This is a genomic window from Tatumella ptyseos, assembly GCF_030552895.1.
Lineage (GTDB): Bacteria > Pseudomonadota > Gammaproteobacteria > Enterobacterales > Enterobacteriaceae > Rosenbergiella > Rosenbergiella ptyseos_A.
The window spans coordinates 2900198-2923962 of the sequence record NZ_CP130649.1 but is presented as its reverse complement, the minus strand read 5'-3'; the positions used below and the strand labels follow the sequence as shown (position 1 = coordinate 2923962).

General features: G+C 46.6%; 18 protein-coding genes, 2 tRNA genes, 3 rRNA genes, 1 pseudogene and 1 riboswitch. Of the genes and pseudogenes, 17 read left to right on the top strand and 7 right to left on the bottom strand.

Annotated features, from left to right (window positions below; all coding sequences use genetic code 11):
- The first annotated feature begins 9 nt into the window (after positions 1-9).
- On the top strand, positions 10-1080 hold the full coding sequence (locus QJR74_RS13815; protein ID WP_304372363.1) for a DUF1176 domain-containing protein: 1071 nt from the start codon (positions 10-12) through the stop codon (positions 1078-1080).
- A 23-nt stretch (positions 1081-1103) separates the two neighbouring features.
- Here QJR74_RS13815 and thiE read toward each other — a convergent pair whose 3' ends face one another.
- The 3 genes from thiE to rsd all read right to left on the bottom strand — a co-directional run bounded on the left by thiE (position 1104) and on the right by rsd (position 4473).
- Positions 1104-1727: a thiamine phosphate synthase gene (gene thiE, locus QJR74_RS13810; protein WP_304372361.1), complete on the bottom strand. Its 624-nt coding sequence runs from the start codon at positions 1725-1727 to the stop codon at positions 1104-1106.
- A 1-nt stretch (position 1728) separates the two neighbouring features.
- A complete protein-coding gene (gene thiC / locus QJR74_RS13805) occupies positions 1729-3651 on the bottom strand; it encodes a phosphomethylpyrimidine synthase ThiC (protein ID WP_304372360.1) in 1923 nt (640 codons plus the stop codon).
- Between the two features lie 86 nt (positions 3652-3737).
- Positions 3738-3838, bottom strand: a riboswitch (TPP riboswitch).
- Positions 3839-3921: 83 nt separating this feature from the next.
- On the bottom strand, positions 3922-4473 hold the full coding sequence (gene rsd / locus QJR74_RS13800; protein ID WP_304372358.1) for a sigma D regulator: 552 nt from the start codon (positions 4471-4473) through the stop codon (positions 3922-3924).
- Positions 4474-4569: 96 nt separating this feature from the next.
- Between rsd and nudC the strand changes: the two genes are divergently transcribed.
- The 7 genes from nudC (at position 4570) to QJR74_RS13765 (ending at position 9789) form a co-directional block, all read left to right on the top strand.
- Positions 4570-5322 (top strand): NAD(+) diphosphatase, encoded by a 753-nt coding sequence (nudC, locus tag QJR74_RS13795; protein WP_304374059.1) that lies wholly within the window; start codon positions 4570-4572, stop codon positions 5320-5322.
- A 235-nt stretch (positions 5323-5557) separates the two neighbouring features.
- On the top strand, positions 5558-6079 hold the full coding sequence (locus QJR74_RS13790; protein WP_304372357.1) for a bactofilin family protein: 522 nt from the start codon (positions 5558-5560) through the stop codon (positions 6077-6079).
- 107 nt (positions 6080-6186) lie between these two features.
- Positions 6187-7251 (top strand): uroporphyrinogen decarboxylase, encoded by a 1065-nt coding sequence (gene hemE, locus QJR74_RS13785; protein ID WP_304372356.1) that lies wholly within the window; start codon positions 6187-6189, stop codon positions 7249-7251.
- A gap of 2 nt (positions 7252-7253) precedes the next feature.
- Positions 7254-7925 carry a deoxyribonuclease V gene (gene nfi / locus QJR74_RS13780; protein ID WP_304372354.1) on the top strand — a complete coding sequence of 224 codons (672 nt, stop codon included), beginning with the start codon at positions 7254-7256 and terminating at the stop codon, positions 7923-7925.
- Between the two features lie 64 nt (positions 7926-7989).
- A complete protein-coding gene (locus QJR74_RS13775) occupies positions 7990-8586 on the top strand; it encodes a YjaG family protein (RefSeq protein WP_304372353.1) in 597 nt (198 codons plus the stop codon).
- Between the two features lie 175 nt (positions 8587-8761).
- Complete coding sequence (hupA, locus tag QJR74_RS13770) at positions 8762-9034, top strand: nucleoid-associated protein HU-alpha (protein ID WP_048911275.1); 273 nt, start codon at positions 8762-8764, stop codon at positions 9032-9034.
- A gap of 92 nt (positions 9035-9126) precedes the next feature.
- On the top strand, positions 9127-9789 hold the full coding sequence (locus QJR74_RS13765) for a DUF1481 domain-containing protein (protein ID WP_304372352.1): 663 nt from the start codon (positions 9127-9129) through the stop codon (positions 9787-9789).
- Positions 9790-9817: 28 nt separating this feature from the next.
- Here QJR74_RS13765 and purD read toward each other — a convergent pair whose 3' ends face one another.
- The gene (gene purD / locus QJR74_RS13760; protein WP_304372350.1) at positions 9818-11098 is read right to left on the bottom strand and encodes a phosphoribosylamine--glycine ligase; all 1281 of its coding nucleotides are present in this window, start codon (positions 11096-11098) and stop codon (positions 9818-9820) included.
- 18 nt (positions 11099-11116) lie between these two features.
- Positions 11117-12706 (bottom strand): bifunctional phosphoribosylaminoimidazolecarboxamide formyltransferase/IMP cyclohydrolase, encoded by a 1590-nt coding sequence (purH, locus tag QJR74_RS13755; protein WP_304374058.1) that lies wholly within the window; start codon positions 12704-12706, stop codon positions 11117-11119.
- Positions 12707-13242: 536 nt separating this feature from the next.
- Between purH and QJR74_RS13750 the strand changes: the two genes are divergently transcribed.
- The 5 genes from QJR74_RS13750 to rrf all read left to right on the top strand — a co-directional run bounded on the left by QJR74_RS13750 (position 13243) and on the right by rrf (position 18539).
- Positions 13243-14785, top strand: a 16S ribosomal RNA gene (locus QJR74_RS13750).
- Between the two features lie 74 nt (positions 14786-14859).
- Positions 14860-14936, top strand: a tRNA-Ile gene (locus QJR74_RS13745).
- Between the two features lie 114 nt (positions 14937-15050).
- Positions 15051-15126, top strand: a tRNA-Ala gene (locus QJR74_RS13740).
- A 182-nt stretch (positions 15127-15308) separates the two neighbouring features.
- Positions 15309-18216: ribosomal RNA gene (locus QJR74_RS13735) — 23S ribosomal RNA — on the top strand.
- Positions 18217-18423: 207 nt separating this feature from the next.
- Positions 18424-18539 (top strand): 5S ribosomal RNA (rrf, locus tag QJR74_RS13730).
- The 16S, 23S and 5S rRNA genes sit together here with 2 tRNA genes alongside, the layout of an rRNA operon.
- A gap of 62 nt (positions 18540-18601) precedes the next feature.
- On the opposite strand, the gene QJR74_RS13725 is transcribed toward rrf, so the two are convergent.
- Entirely contained in the window at positions 18602-18754 is a 153-nt protein-coding gene (locus QJR74_RS13725; RefSeq protein WP_304372349.1) for a hypothetical protein, read from the bottom strand.
- 116 nt (positions 18755-18870) lie between these two features.
- Between QJR74_RS13725 and QJR74_RS13720 the strand changes: the two genes are divergently transcribed.
- Positions 18871-19788: a polysaccharide deacetylase gene (locus QJR74_RS13720; RefSeq protein WP_304372348.1), complete on the top strand. Its 918-nt coding sequence runs from the start codon at positions 18871-18873 to the stop codon at positions 19786-19788.
- Positions 19789-19868: 80 nt separating this feature from the next.
- On the opposite strand, the gene QJR74_RS13715 is transcribed toward QJR74_RS13720, so the two are convergent.
- On the bottom strand, positions 19869-20528 hold the full coding sequence (locus QJR74_RS13715) for an HAD family hydrolase (protein ID WP_304372346.1): 660 nt from the start codon (positions 20526-20528) through the stop codon (positions 19869-19871).
- A gap of 243 nt (positions 20529-20771) precedes the next feature.
- On the opposite strand from QJR74_RS13715, the gene QJR74_RS13710 reads away from it, so the two are divergent.
- The 3 genes and pseudogenes from QJR74_RS13710 to tnpA all read left to right on the top strand — a co-directional run bounded on the left by QJR74_RS13710 (position 20772) and on the right by tnpA (position 23686).
- A complete protein-coding gene (locus QJR74_RS13710; protein ID WP_304372345.1) occupies positions 20772-21392 on the top strand; it encodes a nucleoside/nucleotide kinase family protein in 621 nt (206 codons plus the stop codon).
- Positions 21393-21418: 26 nt separating this feature from the next.
- The gene (locus QJR74_RS13705; RefSeq protein ID WP_304372343.1) at positions 21419-22804 is read left to right on the top strand and encodes a sugar porter family MFS transporter; all 1386 of its coding nucleotides are present in this window, start codon (positions 21419-21421) and stop codon (positions 22802-22804) included.
- Between the two features lie 473 nt (positions 22805-23277).
- Positions 23278-23686 (top strand): annotated as a pseudogene (gene tnpA, locus QJR74_RS13700) (IS200/IS605 family transposase).
- The last annotated feature ends 79 nt before the right edge of the window (positions 23687-23765 follow it).

Genomic DNA, 23765 nt, shown 5'->3' with positions numbered 1-23765 from the left:
GATCCCGATATGAAGATGCGCTGGAAAGTATTACCACTGCTCGCGGGGATGTTTTTCACTACGTTCGCTGGCGCTTCTGAGCCGGTGCAGCGTTTATTTCAGCAATGGCAAGTTACCTGTAATAACTTAAACGACTGTGATGTGCGGAATGCTAATCCCGATGAAGATATTCGGATAATTTTAACTTACCAAGCCGGGCCTAGAGGCGCTATAGCCTTGGATATGGCGGGCTATGATAGTGATTTGCCAGAAGGTATCTGGGTAGATGGTAAGCGTTGGCAAACAACTTTAGCGTCGCATCAAGCAGACAGCGAGCATGATGCTGCAGGCTATTCATCAAATTCTTTGGTACAGATCCAAGCGTTTCTCCAGCTACTGACCAATGCCTCGACACTTTCTTTGTCGCAGGATCCCGATGAAGGGACTTCTTTAGCCGGACTAATGGGAGCATTAAACTTTATCGATGAACGCCAAGGCCGAATTCATAATCGTACAGCTCTTATTGCACCGGGTGAAGAGAGTGCAAATGACGTCCCACATCGCTATGCGATAGAACCCCATTTCGCCCTACAAACCAAACCTTTGCCTCTCAAAGATCCTACTCATTTAATTGAAACGGTACTTACTACGCAGGCTCAGCTCCTTACCGATCAAGAGTGTACGCCTGAGGACGAAACGCTACAAAAAAGTCACGCCAAGCCTCTCGATAATCAGCACGCTTTAGTGATGATTAACTGTGTTTCAGGGGCCTATCAATCCTCATCAATCTTATTCATTGTGCCAAAGAATCACCCCGAAAAGGCTAAAATGCTCGATTTACCTATTCCGCTTAGGGATAACCAAGGTGATTTACAAACCGTCAGCTGGTTCACTGATCCTCACTATGACTCACAACGAGGTCTTCTTTACCATACTGCCCGCGGACGCGGATTGGCAGATTGCGGTGAGAGTGCGGTATGGCGTTTTAATGGAAGAAGCTTCGAATTAATGAGTTACCATAATCAGCCAACCTGTGATGGCGGAGAACCTGGAAACTGGCCATCAGTATGGCTAATGCCTGGCTTCAAAGAAATAGAATGAGCCGAGGCTCATTCTATAAATAATTACTGCTGTGCGTTAATCAGTTGCTGAAAACCGGCCACTGCGGCACGCCAGTCAGTGGCTTGGGTAATGGCACTCACCACCGCAATACTGCCTACACCTGTTTCTAGAACATCCTTTGCTCTCTCTAGAGAAATACCGCCGATAGCGACGGTAGGAATTGTTTTGAGTTTGGCAACATGCTTCGTTACCTGAGCAATACCTTGGGGTGGCATCGCCATTTCTTTGGTTTGCGTCGTGTAGACTGGGCCCAGAGCGATATAAGAGGGATTTATTGGTAATACTCGTTCAATTTCTTCATCGCTATGCGTTGAAACACCGAGCCGTAACCCGGCTTGCTCAATGGCCGATAAATCGGCCTTCAAGAGATCCTCTTGCCCGAGATGTACGCCATAAGCTTGGTAGTCGATTGCCAATTGCCACTCGTCATTGATAAATAACCGCGCATCAAATTCTTTAGCTAATACAATCGCCTGACGAATTTCTTCTCTTATTACATCCCTATTATTGTGTTTGATACGTAGCTGTAACGTTTTTACGCCTGCATTAAGGAGGCGTTCTATCCATTGAACGCTATCGACTACAGGGTAGAGTCCGAGTGCAAAGGGGACTTCAGGAAAGCGCATATTAATGACTCCGTTCGTTTTCGGGGAGAATTGGGGTGTAAATTTCTCCCCCAACATTTTTAAATTGCTCAGCCATCCCCCGCATTTCAGCTTCGATATTTTGGGGAAGGTGCTCCTCTCGAGGATTATCTTTAGCGAACTGACGCACCTCTTGACTGATTTTCATTGAACAAAATTTGGGGCCGCACATTGAACAAAAGTGTGCGACTTTACCCGATGCCTGCGGTAACGTCTCGTCATGAAATTTACGTGCTGTTTCGGGGTCGAGGGCTAGATTGAATTGGTCTTCCCAGCGAAATTCAAAGCGAGCCTTAGACATGGCGTTATCCCTGATTTGTGCGCCAGGGTGGCCTTTCGCTAAATCGGCAGCATGGGCCGCAATTTTATAAGCAATTAGTCCTTGTTTAACGTCTTCTTTATCGGGTAAGCCAAGATGCTCTTTAGGAGTAACGTAGCAGAGCATGGCGCAGCCTAACCAGCTAATAAAGGCTGCACCAATCCCTGAGGTAAAATGATCGTAGCCTGGAGCGATATCTGTAGTCAGAGGGCCTAGGGTATAGAAGGGGGCTTCTTCGCAGTGTGTGAGTTGCTCGGTCATATTCCGCTGGATCATATGCATGGGTACATGGCCTGGACCTTCAATCATGACTTGTACATCATATTCCCATGCGATTTTTGTTAACTCACCTAGTGTTCTCAGCTCAGCGAATTGGGCTTCGTCGTTAGCATCTTGAATTGAGCCGGGTCGTAGCCCATCACCTAATGAGAGCGAAACATCATAGGCCGCACAAATCTCACAAATTTCGCGAAAATGTTGATAAAGAAAGTTTTCTTGATGATGAGAGAGGCACCATTTGGCCATAATTGAGCCACCTCGGGAGACAATACCGGTGAGCCGCTTCGCTGTCATTGGCACATATCGCAATAGCACCCCAGCGTGAATAGTAAAATAATCGACGCCTTGTTCAGCTTGTTCGATAAGCGTATCGCGGAATAGCGGCCAGTCCAGATCTTCGGCGATACCGTTAGCTTTCTCTAATGCTTGGTATATTGGGACAGTCCCGATAGGCACTGGGCTATTGCGTAATAACCATTCTCGAGTCTCGTGAATGTTACGTCCTGTCGAGAGATCCATAATGGTGTCAGCTCCCCAGCGGGTAGCCCAAACCAATTTTTCGACCTCTTCCTCGATCGAAGAGGTAACGGCTGAGTTCCCGATATTTGCATTCACTTTAACTAAGAAATTACGGCCAATAATCATGGGTTCTGATTCAGGATGGTTGATATTGGCCGGTATGATCGCTCGTCCAGCAGCGACTTCTTGGCGCACAAATTCTGCAGTAATTTCTTGTGGAGTCTGCGAGCAGAAAGGTGCTCCGGGGTGTTGTCGTAATAAGTCACCGACGGGAAGTGTCGCTCGCCCCAAGTTTTCCCTAACGGCGATAAACTCCATCTCAGGGGTAATAATACCGCGACGGGCATAGTGTAGCTGTGTGACACAAGCGCCGGCAGCCGCCTTACGAAATTGAAAGGGTTTCTGAAAGCGAATGGTTTCGAGTGTGGCATCGGATAACCGCTGTTGCGTGTAGTCCGAGGCGGTATGCTTGATCGCTTCAGAGTCCATTCGCTCAGCAATCCATGTGGCACGCAGTGGTGCAATCCCATCGTGAACATTGGGGGTGGAGTCAGGATCGCCAAAAGGACCGGAGGTATCGTATATAGGAATCGAAGGATTTTCTTCGTAAACAGAAGCATCACTGTTCAATGTGGGCGAGAGATGGATCATTCTCACTGGTACACGGATATCATCTCGTGGACCGGACAACCATTCTCGCGTGGAGTTGGGAAAGGTTGCACCTGTTAAGGATTGCAGGAATTGTTGCGCTTGTTGGCGTTTTTCACGGCGTGATAGCGTTTCAGACATAGCAGTTTCTCGACATTGAAAGAAAAATGCTTGTCCGGAGTTCGGAAGGAGCAATATACCTTGAAGGTGTTAAAACGGATCAAGGTAGAGGATTGACTCTTGTTCCCTTCGCAGGTACTAACCTGATCAGGTTCCGCGGATCCCGAATTAACGGTCTCAGCCCAGTAGGGCACTCCGACAAGATAAATAAGCTAACTTCGCTTTAAGAGGAGATTCACGATCTCCTTACTGCACCATAACCTTATTCAGAATAATTCACAACAGTAGTCATTAACTGTCTAACGTTCCTGATGTGAGGGAAGGAGAGGGTTTTAACAGGCTCGTTGAAGGTGGCGTACTCGTTAATTCAGATAAATCTTCACGCGAACCGACTAGCTGTGTTGAAAGTAACATTTGATCTTCAAGATCAAACAACGCATCAAGCTGCATACCCACTTCCGAAATTACAGTACGTAATTTAGGGATTTCACCGTTAGCGATAGCGGGTTCTAAATAGGTATCGTACAGCGCAAGTAAAGTTTGAGTACTGTCTTCTAATTGTGGATACAGGGCGCTCAGCAAATTTTGCTGGGCTGGTGAGGCCAGCAATAACTCAATTTGCTGATAGTGTTTAAAGTGTCCAGATGAAAGGTAATCAACAAGGCGCTGACAGAAAGCATCAAGTGTTACTTCATCACAACGTTCACTTTCATTTTTCTGTGGAATGAGTCCAATTAATTGGTAGTAAGCAACCAATAATTCACGGCGGCTAGCCAGCCACTGGTCAATCATTGGGTGGCTTACCGTCATTTTTTCGCTTAAGTTAGCTAGTTTAGTCAGCATGATGGCTGCTCCGAATAAGGTTAGTTAACTAAGCGTAGACTATATTAATGAATTCACCTGACTTTTAGGAGGCATAGCGTGGTTAAATCTAATCAGATGACAGAACAAGAGGGATGGTGGGTGTGTAGCGAAGGTCGGGATCTTTGGCTACCCCAAGGCCAACTTCCTTTTGGAAAGGCCAGCGAACTCGGCCTTAACCCAGAGGGTGCGCGACAAATAGGTGAATATCAAGGGAAACCCTGCTATCTGATTTGCCAACATCAGTCTACCGATATGGAAAGTGTTCGTCGCCTTTTGGGGGATGATAAATTGCTATTTCAGCTCGCAGGACGTGGCGTTCAACTCGCAGAATTTTATCGCTCGCACCGTTGGTGTGGCTATTGCGGATCTAAAATGAATCGTTCAAAGAGAGAGTTCGCCTGCTTATGTGAGCATTGCGGCGAACGCTATTATCCGCAGATCGCCCCATGCATCATTATCGCTATTCGTAAAGGGAAACAAATTTTATTGGCGCAGCATCAACGCCATAAACAGCCTATTTTTACCGTATTGGCTGGTTTCGTTGAGGCAGGGGAAACGCTGGAAGAGTGTGCACACCGTGAAGTGATGGAAGAAAGTGGGATTACCATTAAAAACCTTCGTTATGTTGCTTCGCAACCTTGGCCATTTCCGCATTCCTTAATGTGTGCTTTTACTGCAGAGTATGGCAGCGGTGAGATCGAAATAGATCCCAATGAGCTGAAAAGTGCTGCTTGGTTTGATGTCTCACAATTACCGAAAATTCCAGAGATTGGCACGATCGCTCGACGTTTGATCGAAGATACCATTGCCCTTTGCCGTCAAAATTGATCCAAAGCTGATCTCACACAATATCCCCGCTGAAAAATTGCGGTATTACCTATACCCCATGCGCAATGACCAATTTACCCTATTGTGGGGTCTATGGGTAATATGGGGGATTCTACTAATCGCCTATCTTTCCCCTCATTTTCCACTCGCCAACTGTGTACTTATTGCCACGTTATGGATAGCAATATGCTGCACGGTGGCATTCTATTTTCATCAGCGAACAAAAGAGGTATTGATGTTTAAAGCTAAAAAGAAAATTGATGTTATCGACTCAATGCAAAATGACATCAAAACACAGATCCCTGAAGTTTCTCAGGTAAAAGAAGAGCGCTCTTTAAAAGAAACGTTGATTGCCAGAGGGGCAATACTCACTGGGGAAATCAGTAACGAGTCGGATGTGTTGATAGAGGGTAGCGTCGTAGGTGATATTCGTAGTAATCGCTCAATTCGAATAGGTAGGGAAGGCAAGGTTCAAGGAACATTGATAGCAGAAAAAATTACGATCAATGGGTTTTTACAAGGACGTTGTCAAGCAGCGGCTGTAACCATTTTATCGCAAGGTAGGCTTGATGGTGATATTCAAGCGGGGGAGTTATCGATTGAACGCGGGGGTATTTTTAACGGTAATTCACACTATTCTACTGATCAAACCGTTAATGATAACGAGAAAACCCTTCAAGAAAATGTAACCGTCATTTCTAAACTGGTCACGGATAATGAAGTTTCGGCAATAAAAGAAAAGAGTACTAAGCTGTAGAATTCTGGAGGAAAGAGGTAGCTTGCAACGAAATAATTTCGTCTGTAGTGCCCACGAAATTTTTAAATAGCTGTTACACTAGGCGTAGACAAAAGAGAGCCTAGAAAATGAATGAATTAAAAAACGATCGCTATTTGCGCGCATTGTTGCGCCAACCTACAGATGTAACACCTGTTTGGATGATGCGCCAAGCGGGACGTTATTTACCAGAATATAAAGCCACTCGAGCTGTCGCAGGCGATTTTATGTCGCTATGTAAGAATGCTGAGCTAGCTTGTGAAGTGACGCTACAGCCACTACGCCGTTTTCCGCTAGATGCTGCGATTCTCTTCTCTGATATTTTAACGATCCCCGATGCAATGGGGCTTGGCCTCTATTTTGAAGCCGGTGAAGGACCGCGATTCAGTTCACCCATTCAAACCCTAGCAGACGTTAAAAAACTGCCTGTACCCGATCCGGAACAAGAATTGGGTTATGTCATGAATGCCGTCCGGACTATCCGAAAAAATCTTCAGGGTGAAGTTCCGTTAATTGGTTTTTCAGGCAGTCCTTGGACATTAGCCACTTACATGGTTGAAGGCGGCGGAAGTAAAGCTTTCACAAAAGTAAAAAAAATGATGTATGCCGAGCCAGCAGCTTTGCATTTAATGTTAGATAAAGTCGCTGAGAGCGTCACAAGTTATTTGAATGCGCAAATTAAAGCGGGTGCGCAATCAGTCATGATATTCGATACTTGGGGCGGTGTATTAACAGGTAGAGATTATTTAGAATTCTCCCTGCATTATATGCATAAAATTGTTGATGGCTTAATTCATGAAAATGAAGGACGCCGTGTTCCCGTGACATTATTTACTAAAGGTGGCGGTCAATGGTTAGAGCAAATCGCTGATACAGGTTGTGATGCGATAGGATTAGATTGGACGACACGTATCGATGAAGCCAGACAACGTGTTGGCCATCGTGTTGCATTACAAGGCAACATGGATCCTTCTATCCTTTATGCACAGCCAGCGCGTATCGAAGCTGAAGTCCAAACTATCCTTGAGCAATATGGTCAAGGTAGTGGACATGTATTCAACCTTGGTCACGGTATCCATCTCGATGTTCCCCCAGAAAATGCAGGCGTTTTTGTCGAGTCAGTTCATCGTTTATCTGCGCCGTTCCACCGTTAACGATGAGTGTTAATTTAGCCGAGTTGAAAGCCTTACAGCAGCAGTATGCGACTCAGGTTATTCGACATGACAAGGATGTCGTGTTTTGCCCGCGGTATATCGCTGGGGGAGATGTTGGCTTCGAAGCTCAGGGGACTGTGGCTCGTGCTGCGATGGTTATCTTGACGTGGCCTGAGCTTGAGCTGGTGGAGTATCGGGTTGCACGGGTACCTGTCACGTTGCCTTATATACCTGGATATCTCTCATTCAGAGAGTGTCCGGCGTTGGAAGCAGTATGGCAAATGCTCACCATTAAGCCTGACTTGTTGTTTATCGACGGTCAGGGGATTGCGCATCCTCGTGGACTCGGTGTTGCGAGTCACTTTGGCTTGATGGTCGATATCCCGACAATTGGTGTCGCTAAAAGTCGGCTCTGTGGCGAATATGCCGAGTTATCGCTCGAGCCTGGCTCGGTCTCCGACTTACGATATCAAGGGCAGACCATTGGTTCGGTTCTACGCAGCAAAGTACGCTGTAATCCGCTTTTTATTTCAGTTGGGCATCAGATCAGTACTGAATCAGCGTTGGCATGGACTCAACAGTGTTTGAGGGGCTATCGTTTGCCTGAACCTACGCGTTGGGCAGATGCCGTTGCGTCGAATAGACCAAGTTTCCAACGCTGGCTGGGTCGATAATAACACTGATAAGCACGGTGAATTACGATACACTGTGTTAGCGATTTTATAATGAGTATCCTGCATGTTACGTAACCCAATTCATTTACGCCTGGCCAAGCTCGAGAGCTGGCAGCACGTGACCTTTATGGCATGTCTGTGTGAGCGTATGTACCCTAACTATCAAATGTTTTGCCATGATACTGGTTTTGCTAATGCACAGCTTTATCGCCGCATCCTCGACCTTGTTTGGGAGACCCTATTAGTCAAAGATGCAAAGGTTAACTTTGATAGTCAGTTAGAGAAGTTTGAAGAAGCTATACCTTCCGGTGAAGATTTTGAGATTTATGGCGTTTATCCTGCGATTGACGCATGTGTTGCATTGAGCGAACTGGTTCACTCTCGTTTAAGTGGCGAAACGTTGGAACATGCGATTGCGGTAAGTGAAACCTCAGTGACTACTGTTGCTATGTTAGAAATGACCCAGAACGGTCGTGAGCTGACAGATGAGGAACTGAAAGATAACGTCGCGGTTATCGATGAGTGGGATGCACAATGGGAGATTTTCCGCTTACTGGCTGAATGCGAAGAACGAGACCTGGAGCTAATCAAAGGGCTTCGTCAAGACTTACGCGAAGACGCAATAAGTAATATCGGTGTGTTTTTTGAGCATAAAAGCTAAGAAATTTGATATCAAAGCCAAATAACCTGTACTCAAGGCTTCACAATCGCCCCCTGTCTAGTCTACATTTGAGGGGCTAATCTTGAGGCTATCAGAACGCGAAGGTAGAAAAGGGTTTATCGATTCTTTTTGCTCTCGTGACTGGCAAGCGATAAATACACTTTAAGGATAACTTATGAACAAGACTCAACTGATTGATGCGATCGCCGAAAAAGCCGATCTGTCTAAAGCCCAGGCTAAAACTGCTCTGGAATCGACTCTTTCTGCGATCACTGAGTCTCTGAAAGAAGGTGATGCGGTTCAGCTAGTAGGTTTCGGTACTTTCAAGGTTAATCACCGTGCAGAGCGTACCGGTCGTAACCCACAAACCGGTAAAGAGATCAAAATTGCTGCAGCAAATGTTCCTGCATTTGTTTCCGGTAAAGCTCTGAAAGATGCTGTGAAATAATCGCATCTTAACAGTGATAAGTTTGATCGGAAGGGGAGCTTTCCCCTTCTTGATCGGTACCGTAATCACACCTACTCAATAAAGAGATAGCTATGCGCTTGTTCTCTTATCGCACTTTACTCCTACTTCCTTTTTTCTGCTCCCTCAGTAGTTGCGCCCTTTTTCAAAAGAAACCTGAAACCCATGCAACGGGTTATCTGGCAGATCGTGGGGTGGTACGTATTTGGCAACATACTACGTCGTCAAATTATACGACGCTACAAACAGTCTTTACTCCCTTCGATGGCTCAGACGAATCAGAAGCGATTTATCATTGGGACGAAGAGTCATTGGTGAGTATTTCCAAACAGTCTCTACAAGGACCAGAGAATCGCTTTTCAGCGCGATTCAGCCGTAAAGACGGAACAACCACCTTTATGCAGCAGAAATATGCAAAATCTCGTCAGCCTTTGACCGTGAACGAGTTAGAACTCGCAAAATTCGAGGCACAACGTGTGCTGGAGGTCAGCCGAGACCTTATCAATGGTAGGGTGGCGTTACATCAGGGACGTTGGTTATCAGACCAACAAGTCGAGACCTGTGATAGGACAATAGCCCCATTTCACTCTAACGATAGAGAAAACCAGCGGTTGAGGAGTTTGTCACAACAATCGCCAGCTTATGTTGCGTGGATCGAAGCCCCAGAAGGGCAGCAAGTATTACTGATGACGACTCGTAATCTCTGTCAGCAACAGCCTAATTATTCTAAAAAATAGAGGCTAGTATGACTAGCCTCTATCCAGGTTACTTCCGATTTATCGCTCTGTGGCCAATATCATGACGATAGAAACTACCTTCCCAACTAATTTGGCGAGTCAGTTGATAGGCCTGCTGCTGCGCTTGTGCAATAGTATCACCTAACGCTGTAGCACAAAGCACTCGTCCGCCAGCTGTTGTCACATCCTCACCGGCTAACACCGTCCCTGCATGAAAGACTTTAGCGTCCGTGTTGTCAGATTGAGGAAGCCCTTTGATGACATCACCTTTGCGGTAAGTATCAGGATAACCGCCTGCGGCAATAACGACACCAAGTGCTGCACGCTCATCCCAGAGAGAGTCAACGTGGTCCAAACGTCCTGTGCTGCCCGCTAAACATAATTCAACTAGGTCAGACTGTAGGCGCATCATGATAGGTTGTGTCTCGGGGTCACCAAAACGGCAATTGAACTCAATCACCTTCGGCTGCCCGGCCGCATCAATCATCAATCCTGCATACAGGAATCCCGTATAGCGGTTGCCCTCTTGAGCCATCCCTTTTACGGTCGGCCATATAACTTGTTCCATGACCCGCTGGTGGATGTCGTCAGTCACCACTGGAGCAGGGGAGTAGGCACCCATACCACCAGTATTTGGTCCAGTGTCACCATCACCGACGCGTTTGTGGTCTTGGCTTGTTGCCATAGGGAGGACATGCTCACCATCGACCATTACGATAAAACTGGCTTCCTCACCTTCAAGGAACTCTTCAATCACGATACGATGCCCAGCATCACCGAAAGCATTACCTGCTAACATATCTTTTACTGCGGCTTCAGCTTCTTCCAAGGTCATGGCAACAATGACGCCTTTACCTGCAGCTAGGCCATCAGCCTTGATAACGATCGGTGCACATTTCTCACGAAGATAAGCTAACGCGGGCTCGATTTCAGTGAAGTTTTGGTAATCCGCGGTCGGAATTTGATGGCGCTCTAGAAAGTCCTTAGTAAACGATTTAGAGCCCTCAAGCTGTGCTGCAGCTTGCGTGGGTCCAAAAATCGTTAAACCTTCGCGTTGGAAAGCATCGACAACACCGCGAACTAAGGGAGCCTCAGGACCCACAATAGTTAAGCCAATATTTTCGCGTTGTGCAAAAGCCAATAATCCAGGGATATCTGTTACCTCAATCGCGACATTTTCTAGCGTGGGTTCGAGTGCCGTACCAGCATTACCCGGTGCCACAAAAACTTTAGTCGCTAAGGGCGATTGTGCTGCTTTCCATGCCAATGCATGTTCCCGGCCGCCGTTACCAATAATTAGAATATTCATTCTGTACTGACCTCTTCTTTAGTGGCGGAAATGACGCATGCCAGTGAAAATCATTGCAATATCATGCTCGTCTGCGGCCGCGATAACTTCTTCATCGCGAATTGAGCCGCCAGGTTGGATCACACAACGTATGCCGACTGCTGCGGCTGCATCAATCCCATCACGGAAAGGGAAGAAAGCATCTGACGCCATTGCCGAGCCGCTAACCTCTAAACCTTCGTCAGCTGCTTTAATACCCGCAATTTTTGCTGAATAGACACGGCTCATTTGGCCAGCACCGATGCCGATAGTACGATTATGCTTCGCGTAGACAATGGCATTGGATTTAACGAATTTTGCGACTTTCCAGCAGAATAACGCGTCACGTAATTCTTCTTGAGTCGGTTGACGCTTAGTGACAATCGTTAATTCACTCTCGCTTACCATTCCTAAGTCGCGGTCTTGTACTAACAAGCCACCATTAACACGCTTAAAATCATACCCATTCTGGCGCTGCTGCCATTCACCACAAGTAAGGACCCGTACATTTTGTTTTGCAGCGGTAATAGCTAAAGCTTCTTCGCTGGCACTTGGGGCGATGATGACTTCGACAAATTGGCGACTGATGATGGCTTGCGCCGTTGCAGCATCCAGTTCTCGGTTGAAGGCAATAATGCCACCGAAAGCAGAAGTCGGGTCGGTCGCATAAGCTAAGTCATAGGCTTGCAGTAAATCGCTGGCCGTGGCAACTCCACAAGGGTTAGCGTGTTTCACAATCACGCAGGCTGGCTGATCAAACTCTTTAACACACTCAAGCGCGGCATCGGTATCAGCGATATTATTATAGGAAAGCGCTTTGCCTTGGCGTTGGACAGCGGTCGCAACGGATGCTTCTGACAGCGTGTCTTCTATATAGAAAGCCGCTTGTTGATGGCTATTCTCCCCATAACGCATATCTTGTTTCTTAATAAGGCTAAGATTTAACGTTCGAGGGAATTGGCCAGACGGCGTTTTCTCTTCGCTATGATAAGCCGGTACCAAGCGCCCAAAGTAATTCGCGATCATCCCATCGTAAGCCGCGGTATGCTCGAAGGCTTTAATGGCTAGGTCGAAGCGAGTCGTTAAGCTCAAACCATGGTCGTTGTCAGCTAACTCTTTTAATAGAGGAGTATAGTCAGCACTATTAACCACTATTGCGACGTCTTTATGGTTCTTCGCTGCTGAGCGAACCATAGTAGGGCCACCGATATCGATATTTTCAACAGCGTCTTCCAGACTGCAATCTTCCTTAGCGACCGTTTTGGCAAAGGGATAGAGATTTACTACAACCATATCGATAGGTTGAATGTGGTGTTCTGCCATCACCGCATCGTCTTTATCACGGCGTCCGAGAATGCCGCCATGGATTTTGGGGTGTAGGGTTTTAACGCGCCCATCCATCATTTCTGGGAAGCCGGTATAGTCAGACACTTCTGTCACAGCTAAGCCTGCTTCTGCCAATAAACGCGCAGTACCGCCAGTTGAGAGAAGTTCAATACCGTATTCAGAAAGGCCTCGTGCAAAGTCAACAATCCCTGTTTTATCAGAGACACTAAGTAAAGCACGGCGTACAGGACGATGTTGCATAATAGAAGTAAACCTCTGGAGTTGCAGTTTGAAAGATAAAAGCATCGGCGCCTTTATAATTAACAGGGGTATATTGTAGCGAAAACGTTTGCGTGGATCTCGCGTTAAATGATTTTTTTAACCCTTTGTGAGTAAATCTGTGGATAACACAGTATAAACAGGTGTTTTGCTGTGGAATGCAGCAGTCAGTCAGATTTTATTAAAAAAGGTATTGCGCCTTTTTCTGAACTCCCTATAATGCGCATCCACTGACACGGCAAAGCGAGATGCGTAGCGCGGTGACAGGGACTGAAGCGATTCGGTCCAGGAGAAAAAATCAAAATAATGATTGACTCCTGAGGTGAAGCGAGTAATATACGCCACCTCGCGACAACGAGTTAAAACGTTGATTCGCAATGCTCTTTAACAATTTATCAGACAATCTGTGTGGGCACTCGCAGGATTGATATCACAAAAAACTTTGTAGTATCAAGTCTTGAAGAGTGACACTGAAAATTCATTTACGAATAACAGAACAATTTCTTTGAGCATCAAACTTTAAATTGAAGAGTTTGATCATGGCTCAGATTGAACGCTGGCGGCAGGCCTAACACATGCAAGTCGAACGGTAACAGAGAGTAGCTTGCTACTTTGCTGACGAGTGGCGGACGGGTGAGTAATGTCTGGGGATCTGCCTGATGGAGGGGGATAACTACTGGAAACGGTAGCTAATACCGCATAATGTCGCAAGACCAAAGCGGGGGACTTTCGGGCCTCGCACCATCGGATGAACCCAGATGGGATTAGCTAGTAGGTAGGGTAATGGCTTACCTAGGCGACGATCCCTAGCTGGTCTGAGAGGATGACCAGCCACACTGGAACTGAGACACGGTCCAGACTCCTACGGGAGGCAGCAGTGGGGAATATTGCACAATGGGCGCAAGCCTGATGCAGCCATGCCGCGTGTATGAAGAAGGCCTTCGGGTTGTAAAGTACTTTCAGTCAGGAGGAAGGGTGTGAAACTAATACTTTCATGCATTGACGTTACTGACAGAAGAAGCACCGGCTAACTCCGTGCCAGCAGCCGCGGTAATACGGAGGGTGCAAGCGTTAATCGGAATTACTGGGCGTAAAGCGCACGCAGGCGGTTTGTTAAGTCAGATGTGAAATCCCCGGGCTCAACCTGGGAACTGCATTTGAAACTGGCAAGCTTGAGTCTTGTAGAGGGGGGTAGAATTCCAGGTGTAGCGGTGAAATGCGTAGAGATCTGGAGGAATACCGGTGGCGAAGGCGGCCCCCTGGACAAAGACTGACGCTCAGGTGCGAAAGCGTGGGGAGCAAACAGGATTAGATACCCTGGTAGTCCACGCCGTAAACGATGTCGACTTGGAGGCTGTTCCCTTGAGGAGTGGCTTCCGGAGCTAACGCGTTAAGTCGACCGCCTGGGGAGTACGGCCGCAAGGTTAAAACTCAAATGAATTGACGGGGGCCCGCACAAGCGGTGGAGCATGTGGTTTAATTCGATGCAACGCGAAGAACCTTACCTACTCTTGACATCCAGAGAATTTAGCAGAGATGCTTTAGTGCCTTCGGGAACTCTGAGACAGGTGCTGCATGGCTGTCGTCAGCTCGTGTTGTGAAATGTTGGGTTAAGTCCCGCAACGAGCGCAACCCTTATCCTTTGTTGCCAGCACGTAATGGTGGGAACTCAAAGGAGACTGCCGGTGATAAACCGGAGGAAGGTGGGGATGACGTCAAGTCATCATGGCCCTTACGAGTAGGGCTACACACGTGCTACAATGGCGCATACAAAGAGAAGCGACCTCGCGAGAGCAAGCGGACCTCATAAAGTGCGTCGTAGTCCGGATTGGAGTCTGCAACTCGACTCCATGAAGTCGGAATCGCTAGTAATCGTAAATCAGAATGTTACGGTGAATACGTTCCCGGGCCTTGTACACACCGCCCGTCACACCATGGGAGTGGGTTGCAAAAGAAGTAGATAGCTTAACCTTCGGGAGGGCGTTTACCACTTTGTGATTCATGACTGGGGTGAAGTCGTAACAAGGTAACCGTAGGGGAACCTGCGGTTGGATCACCTCCTTACCTGTAAGATACATTGCTGCGAAGTGCTCACACAGATTGTCTGATGAAAATTAAAGAGAGCAGTAAACATCTGCAGGCTTGTAGCTCAGGTGGTTAGAGCGCACCCCTGATAAGGGTGAGGTCGGTGGTTCAAGTCCACTCAGGCCTACCAAATTCATCCTCACGCTGTGTTGTAACGCCACTCGCATACTGATGTATGCTTCGTAACGTTACGCCTTGCTTGAGAATGAATTGCTTCGGTAACTCTGATGTTTGCAAAATCGATGGGGCTATAGCTCAGCTGGGAGAGCGCCTGCCTTGCACGCAGGAGGTCAGCGGTTCGATCCCGCTTAGCTCCACCATCTTCAGTATCTCACTGAAAATAAAATTATCTTAAAGCTGACTTACGAGTCGTCTTTAAGATATTGCTCTTTAAAAATCTGGAAACAAGCTGATAAATTGAAAACACTGAATAATGAAAATTATTCGGAGTCTCTCAAAGACTTTTACAGTCTACAGCGTCTAAGACGTCTGTGGGTTGTGAGGTTAAGCGAATAAGCGTACACGGTGGATGCCCTGGCAGTCAGAGGCGATGAAGGACGTGCTAATCTGCGAAAAGCGTCGGTAAGGTGATATGAACCGTTATAGCCGACGATATCCGAATGGGGAAACCCAGTGTGTTTCGACACACTATCGTTAACTGAATACATAGGTTAACGAGGCGAACCGAGGGAACTGAAACATCTAAGTACCTCGAGGAAAAGAAATCAACCGAGATTCCCCTAGTAGCGGCGAGCGAACGGGGAGGAGCCCAGAGTCTGCATCAGTCAGTGTGTTAATGGAACGGTCTGGAAAGTCCGGCGATACAGGGTGATAGCCCCGTACATGAAAATGCACTGATTGTGAGCTCGAAGAGTAGGGCGGGACACGTGGTATCCTGTCTGAATATGGGGGGACCATCCTCCAAGGCTAAATACTCCTGACTGACCGATAGTGAACCAGTACCGTGAGGGAAAGGCGAAAAGAACCCCGGCGAGGGGAGTGAAATAGAACCTGAAACCGTGTACGTACAAGCAGTGGGAGCACGCCTTGAGCGTGTGACTGCGTACCTTTTGTATAATGGGTCAGCGACTTATATTTTGTAGCAAGGTTAACCGAATAGGGGAGCCGCAGGGAAACCGAGTCTTAACTGGGCGTTAAGTTGCAAGGTATAGACCCGAAACCCGGTGATCTAGCCATGGGCAGGTTGAAGGTTGGGTAACACTAACTGGAGGACCGAACCGACTAATGTTGAAAAATTAGCGGATGACTTGTGGCTGGGGGTGAAAGGCCAATCAAACCGGGAGATAGCTGGTTCTCCCCGAAAGCTATTTAGGTAGCGCCTCGTGAACTCATCTTCGGGGGTAGAGCACTGTTTCGGCTAGGGGGCCATCCCGGCTTACCAACCCGATGCAAACTACGAATACCGAAGAATGTTATCACGGGAGACACACGGCGGGTGCTAACGTCCGTCGTGAAGAGGGAAACAACCCAGACCGCCAGCTAAGGTCCCAAAGTCATAGTTAAGTGGGAAACGATGTGGGAAGGCCCAGACAGCCAGGATGTTGGCTTAGAAGCAGCCATCATTTAAAGAAAGCGTAATAGCTCACTGGTCGAGTCGGCCTGCGCGGAAGATGTAACGGGGCTAAACTATGCACCGAAGCTGCGGCAGCGACACTATGTGTTGTTGGGTAGGGGAGCGTTCTGTAAGCCGTTGAAGGTGAACTGTGAGGTTTGCTGGAGGTATCAGAAGTGCGAATGCTGACATAAGTAACGATAAAGCGGGTGAAAAACCCGCTCGCCGGAAGATCAAGGGTTCCTGTCCAACGTTAATCGGGGCAGGGTGAGTCGACCCCTAAGGCGAGGCTGAAAAGCGTAGTCGATGGGAAACAGGTTAATATTCCTGTACTTGGTGTTACTGCGAAGGGGGGACGGAGAAGGCTAGGTTATCCGGGCGACGGTTGTCCCGGTTTAAGCGAGTAGGCTGATAGTTTTGGTAAATCCGGACTATCTTAAGGCTGAGACGTGATGACGAGGTTCTACGGAACTGAAGTAATTGATGCCATGCTTCCAGGAAAAGCCTCTAAGCTCTAGGTAACATTGAATCGTACCCCAAACCGACACAGGTGATCAGGTAGAGAATACCAAGGCGCTTGAGAGAACTCGGGTGAAGGAACTAGGCAAAATGGTGCCGTAACTTCGGGAGAAGGCACGCTGGCGCGTAGGTGAAGGGACTTGCTCCTGGAGCTGAAGCCAGTCGAAGATACCAGCTGGCTGCAACTGTTTATTAAAAACACAGCACTGTGCAAACACGAAAGTGGACGTATACGGTGTGACGCCTGCCCGGTGCTGGAAGGTTAATTGATGGGGTTATCCGTAAGGAGAAGCTCTTGATCGAAGCCCCAGTAAACGGCGGCCGTAACTATAACGGTCCTAAGGTAGCGAAATTCCTTGTCGGGTAAGTTCCGACCTGCACGAATGGCGTAATGATGGCCAGGCTGTCTCCACCCGAGACTCAGTGAAATTGAAATCGCTGTGAAGATGCAGTGTACCCGCGGCAAGACGGAAAGACCCCGTGAACCTTTACTATAGCTTGACACTGAACATTGAGCCTTGATGTGTAGGATAGGTGGGAGGCTTTGAAGTGTGGACGCCAGTCTGCATGGAGCCAACCTTGAAATACCACCCTTTAATGTTTGATGTTCTAACGTAGACCCGTGATCCGGGTTGCGGACAGTGTCTGGTGGGTAGTTTGACTGGGGCGGTCTCCTCCCAAAGAGTAACGGAGGAGCACGAAGGTTAGCTAATCACGGTCGGACATCGTGAGGTTAGTGCAAAGGCATAAGCTAGCTTGACTGCGAGAGTGACAGTTCGAGCAGGTGCGAAAGCAGGTCTTAGTGATCCGGTGGTTCTGAATGGAAGGGCCATCGCTCAACGGATAAAAGGTACTCCGGGGATAACAGGCTGATACCGCCCAAGAGTTCATATCGACGGCGGTGTTTGGCACCTCGATGTCGGCTCATCACATCCTGGGGCTGAAGTAGGTCCCAAGGGTACGGCTGTTCGCCGTTTAAAGTGGTACGCGAGCTGGGTTTAGAACGTCGTGAGACAGTTCGGTCCCTATCTGCCGTGGGCGTTGGAGAATTGAGGGGGGTTGCTCCTAGTACGAGAGGACCGGAGTGAACGCACCACTGGTGTTCGGGTTGTCATGCCAATGGCATTGCCCGGTAGCTAAGTGCGGAAAAGATAAGTGCTGAAAGCATCTAAGCACGAAACTTGCCCCAAGATGAGTTCTCCCTGACTCCTTGAGAGTCCTGAAGGGACGTTGAAGACTACGACGTTGATAGGCTGGGTGTGTAAGTGCAGCGATGCATTGAGCTAACCAGTACTAATGACCCGTGAGGCTTAACCTTACAACGCCAGAGGCGTTTTGGATTGAGAGATTTATCAGCGCGTTGACAGATTTTAAGAAACGAATTTGTAGAAACGATGGATTTTTATCGTAATCAAGGCGACAACCGAGCGATAAGAAGGAGCATACACCGGTATGTGACTGAATAGCGCGAGGGAAGTTAACGCCGAGTACGTTAAAAAGACACGTTTTTAGCACCAAGAATTTGCCTGGCGGCACTAGCGCGGTGGTCCCACCTGACCCCATGCCGAACTCAGAAGTGAAACGCCGTAGCGCCGATGGTAGTGTGGGGTCTCCCCATGCGAGAGTAGGGAACTGCCAGGCATCCAATAAGTCAAAAAGGCCATCCTAACGGATGGCCTTTTTGCGTTGGCTACTAAAAATAGTTAAATAGATACGTCATTCCAAGTACAGTTAATCGTTTTGCCCGCATTGGCACACTTACCATTATGTAAGGTAGGTTGCTCAGGTGTTTTTTCCTTTTTTGCCGCACAACTTGCTAGTAGCAGGGCAGAAAATAAAAAAAGTATCTTCTTCATTATTATATTCCTTTTCAGTACATCCATAATTTTAGCATGCAATACAGTTCATCTCGCCCAATTATGATAGTTATGACTATACTGGCTTTTTATCTTAATTCTTAGGCCGCTCAGACATGTCAAAACAAGCTCAATTGGACACTCTTGCAACCCCTCAGCGTTACTCCTACCGCTCATCGAAGTCGAGAGATGATAGACGCTGGCCAAATGGTAAAGGACTAGCGGTATATGTCGCAATGAATTTGGAACACTTTGCATTCGATTCCTTGGAGGGAGCAAAGTTATCGGCTAATGCTAACTATCCAGATGTGTTGAACTACAGCTGGCGAGATTATGGGAATAGAGTCGGAGGCTGGCATTTAGCCGATTTATTCGAAACATTAACTATACCTCCTGCCGTGATCGCGAACACATCAATTATCGATTATTGCCCGACACTCCTTGAAAGATGGCTGGCAATACCTGAAAGTGAATTGATTGGTCATGGGCATACAAACTCTCAGCGTCAGGGAGAATTAGTACTGAACGAAGAGGATAAAATGATTGCAACTTGTCGCCAGCGCCTCACCAGCTATAATAAAAGCGTGAAAGGTTGGCTATCACCGTGGATATCGGAGAGTTTTCATACCCCTGAATTGCTTGCCAAACACCAGTTTACCTACACATTAAATTGGGCGCACGATGATATGCCTACCTCTTTTGCTACTAAAAATGGCGAATTACTTTCTATTCCTTATCCACAAGAAATCAATGACATTCCAACTATCATTCCCAATGGGGCATCGATTGATACTTTCTGTCAGATGATAGAATATCAATTTGAAGAGTTATTAGCTCGGAGCCAACATGCCCCACAAGTAATGGGGATCGCACTACACCCTTATATCGTGGGACAACCCTTTCGTTTTTTCCGTTTGAAAAAAACATTGAACAAACTGCTAGCACGTCGACAAGAATATTGGTTAACGACACCAGGGAAGATTGCCGAACATTACTCATTATTCAATGATAAGGACGAAGAGCAGAGGGTATAGGCTAAGCTAGCTCAAGGGTTCTTACTTCTAATCACTCTTGAGCAATTTACAGAACGCTATAACCAGCCACTACATAGCAGCTAAGTTTTGATTTTATCCAATGGCGATTTTTTCGGGGCGGAAGAAGAGTGGAAATGACGCCAATGAGGGTCTTGCGCGGCAGAGAGTAGCTCATAATCACCACGAGTATCGCCCCAAGCACGGAGATGATAGTTGTCTAATGGTCCATAGACTTGCTCTAAACGCGAGACTTTGTGAGCACAGCGACAATTATTACCAGAAATTTTACCCGTTAATTTTCCATCGATCACTTCTAATTGGGTACTGATCAAATTGATCCCGAGCTGATCGGCAAAAGGTCGTAATACTATTTCTGGCGAAGCAGAACAAAGCGTAACTGTGGCACCCGCGTTCAACTCGGCCGCAACGGCAAGTAATCCTTTCGGGCGCATGAGTTTTTTAAAATATTTACGGCAGTAGGCATCCGCCTTTTCTTTTACCCACTTTTCATCGATATCTTTCATAAAAGTATGAATAAGGACTTCTTTAAGCTCATCGCGGGTTAATTTACGGCGTAAGCAACGAAGTGTCGGGAAAACTAAATGCAGCATTTTTCGCGTGAAACGTCGACGGCCAAAAGCGAAACGTAGGAAGGGAATAAAGCTATCATGTCGCGTTAATGTGCCGTCGAAATCAAAAACAGAGAGCGTCGGCACGTTCCCCAATATCTTACCTGCCATAGATACCATCCCAGTAAAAAGTCCGTTAATGAGGTGATCATAGCAGAACCCCTTCTTAGGGTGAATCAAGTATCCCATTTAAGGATCGGCAATTTATTTGAAACGATTCAGCTTAGGCAGCAGAACTGACGTCAACAATATGATCTGGCTCACAATTCCATCCTTGTTATTGGAGTGTTTTGTAAATGTTATTTAAGTTAATAGCACTTTGCAGCTTCTTACTTCCGTCCGGATAGACCACTTATGATTGATGACAATGCATTACGACAACTTCGTCAGTGGAGCGAAGGTGATAGCCGCTATATTCTCGGCATTGTTGGCTTACCCGGAGCAGGTAAATCAACGTTAACCGATTGGTTAAAAAAACAGTTTGCTGAAACATTAATTGTTATTCCCATGGATGGTTTTCACCTCGCGAATAATCAGCTTAAAAGCTTAGGTCGCCTCCAGCGAAAAGGGGCACCAGATACTTTTGACGTGAGCGGTTATCACGCTTTGCTACATCGCATTAAACAGGCTTATCAACAAAACACCGTTTATGCACCAAGTTTTCATCGAGAAATTGAAGAATCGATCGCCGGTGAAATCGCTATACCGGCAGAGACACGCTTAATTATTACTGAGGGCAACTATTTATTATCTGAAGAAAGTGGCTGGTCAATGACACCCTCTTTTTTAGATCAAACCTGGTTCATTCATGTGGATGAAACACAACGATTGCAACAACTGAAAAGAAGGCATATGGAGTTTGGTCGTAGCGAGTATGAGGCTGAAAAGTGGATAGCAACTACTGACCAGCCTAATGCAGAGCTTATCCAAGCTACCGCACACCGTGCGGATAAACAGATTTTTATTAAACAATAACGACAATGAAAATTTAGGGGAACGCTATGGAAAAAACAATGGAGAGGCCGCTCGAAAAGCCTAGCCCAACCATCGTGGTATGGATTGCCGTAATAGCGGCATTGGGTGGGTTATTATTTGGCTATGATACCGGTGTGATTGGTGTTGCCTTGCTCGGCCTAGGCAAAGCATTCGCGATGGACGATACGGTTAAACAACTTGTCACCGGAGCCATTATCTTTGGTGCCATATTCGGATGTTTAGGTACAGGACCTTTCTCTGATCGCCTTGGCCGACGTAAGATGGTGATTTTTGTCGCTATCCTGTTTGCGATAGGTTCTATTGCTTCAGCCATGTCTCCGAATGTCACTGTCTTAATTATTTCGCGTTTCATTCTAGGTCTCTCTGCAGGGAGTTCGACACAGATTATTCCTGTCTACATCGCTGAAGTGGCCCCCCCTAAGCATCGTGGCAAGATGGTCGTGTTGTTCCAATTTATGGTGGTATTCGGAATTACTGTTGCTTACGCCAGTGGATTTGTATTGGGTGACCATTGGCGTTGGATGTTTGGTTTAGGGGTTATTCCAGCGCTGATATTATTATCAGGTATGGTGTTCTTACCTGAAAGTCCACGCTGGTTAGTGATGCGTAAACGCGACGATGAAGCACTGCGTATCCTCACTCGTGTTCGGGGGACGACTTCTCTAGCGCAACAGGAAATTGAAGAGATACATACGGTAGCTAATCAACCAGAAGGGTCGTGGCGTGATTTGGCGCAACCATGGATTCGACCAGCCGTCGTGGTCGGTGCCGCCATTGCTATGTTCTCACAAATCACTGGTAATAATGCTCTGATCTATTATGCACCGACTATCCTTACCCATGCCGGTTTCTCTAATCAAGCTGCGATTCTGGGGACTGGACTCAGTACGTTACTGGTCGTCATTATGACGGTTATCGGCAGTGTCTTGGTCGATAAAATAGGCCGTCGTCGTTATCTTCTCTGGACGATCCCTGGTTCAATTGTTGCACTACTGGTAATGGGTTATCTCTTTTTGGGTAATGGCCCTCAGAACCAAGTCAGTCAAATTATGGTGGTTGTCTGCTTAGCCGCTTACTTGATGTTGAACTGTGGCGGATTCGGTGTCTGCATATGGTTGATTAATGCGGAAGTGTATCCATTATTTGTACGGGGTAAAGGCGCGAGCTTGGGCGCATTCAGCCACTGGATTTTCGATCTGTTAGTGACACTCACCACCTTAAGCTTGGTCACCTGGTTAGGTGCCTCTTATACCTTCTGGCTGTATGCGCTGATCTCGATAGGTGCGCTGGTATTTATTATTTATCTGGTGCCAGAGACCAAAGGAAAAAGCTTGGAGCAAATTGAACAAGATTTGAAGCAAAATAAATTTTATGCGTTTCAGAATAAGTAATTCATTCTCTTAGATAGATGGTTTGACAATCCTTCTCGTTGAGGGATTGTCATATCCTGATTGTTCCTCTTATTCTACTATCAAATCATACCCACATTCCTTTCTCTGATTCTTGTACATAACCCTATTTTTTCGTTTTCTACTCCTATCAATAAGGATGAATCGAAATTTAGGACATATAGGTGATGAAGGTGAGTTTAATTAGATGAATATGGTCGCTAGTTGGGATAGTAATAAAATCCACACGGAATTTATTTAGGAAAGTTTAAGAATGGTCATTCAATGTTATCTATATTAATGATATAGCGGACCAAGAATTTAAACAAATGTCACATATAAGATATTTCTTTTATAGTCACCCCTAAACCACCTCCTAGAGAGGTGGTGTTTCATCCGGTAAGGCTATAGCCTGGAGAGTGCCGATGTTGGAATATATCTGCTTACTTACCACAAGTAGAAGGAGAAAAACCGACATGGGGCATTACAGAATTTCATCACCTGTCTACTGGCATTGTACATACCATATAGTATGGACGCCAAAGTACCATTTTAGGATACTGAAGGATAAATAGGGTAAAGAGTGTTATAGGACAATCTATATTCTTTGTGTAATATAAGATTAAGGGTTTTTGAGCTAAGTGTTCAGCCAGATTATGTACATCTTGTTGCAATAATTCCACTGAAAATATCAATATCAACGCTGATTGACATTTGAAAAGGCATAGCGTAATCAGGCTGTACAATCGCTTCCTGCATACAAGAAAGAAGCTATAGGGGAATTACTTTTGAACACATGGTTACTTTGGCGATACTGTTGGGGTAAACGAAGAAATTATAAGACGATATATTAGGCATCAGGAGAAAACGGAACAAATATTTTAACAGCAGATGAAATTGCCAGAGTAGTAAGTGGAATTTGATAATAGCCCCCTTATGGGGGCATTCTCAAAAGTCACCTTCC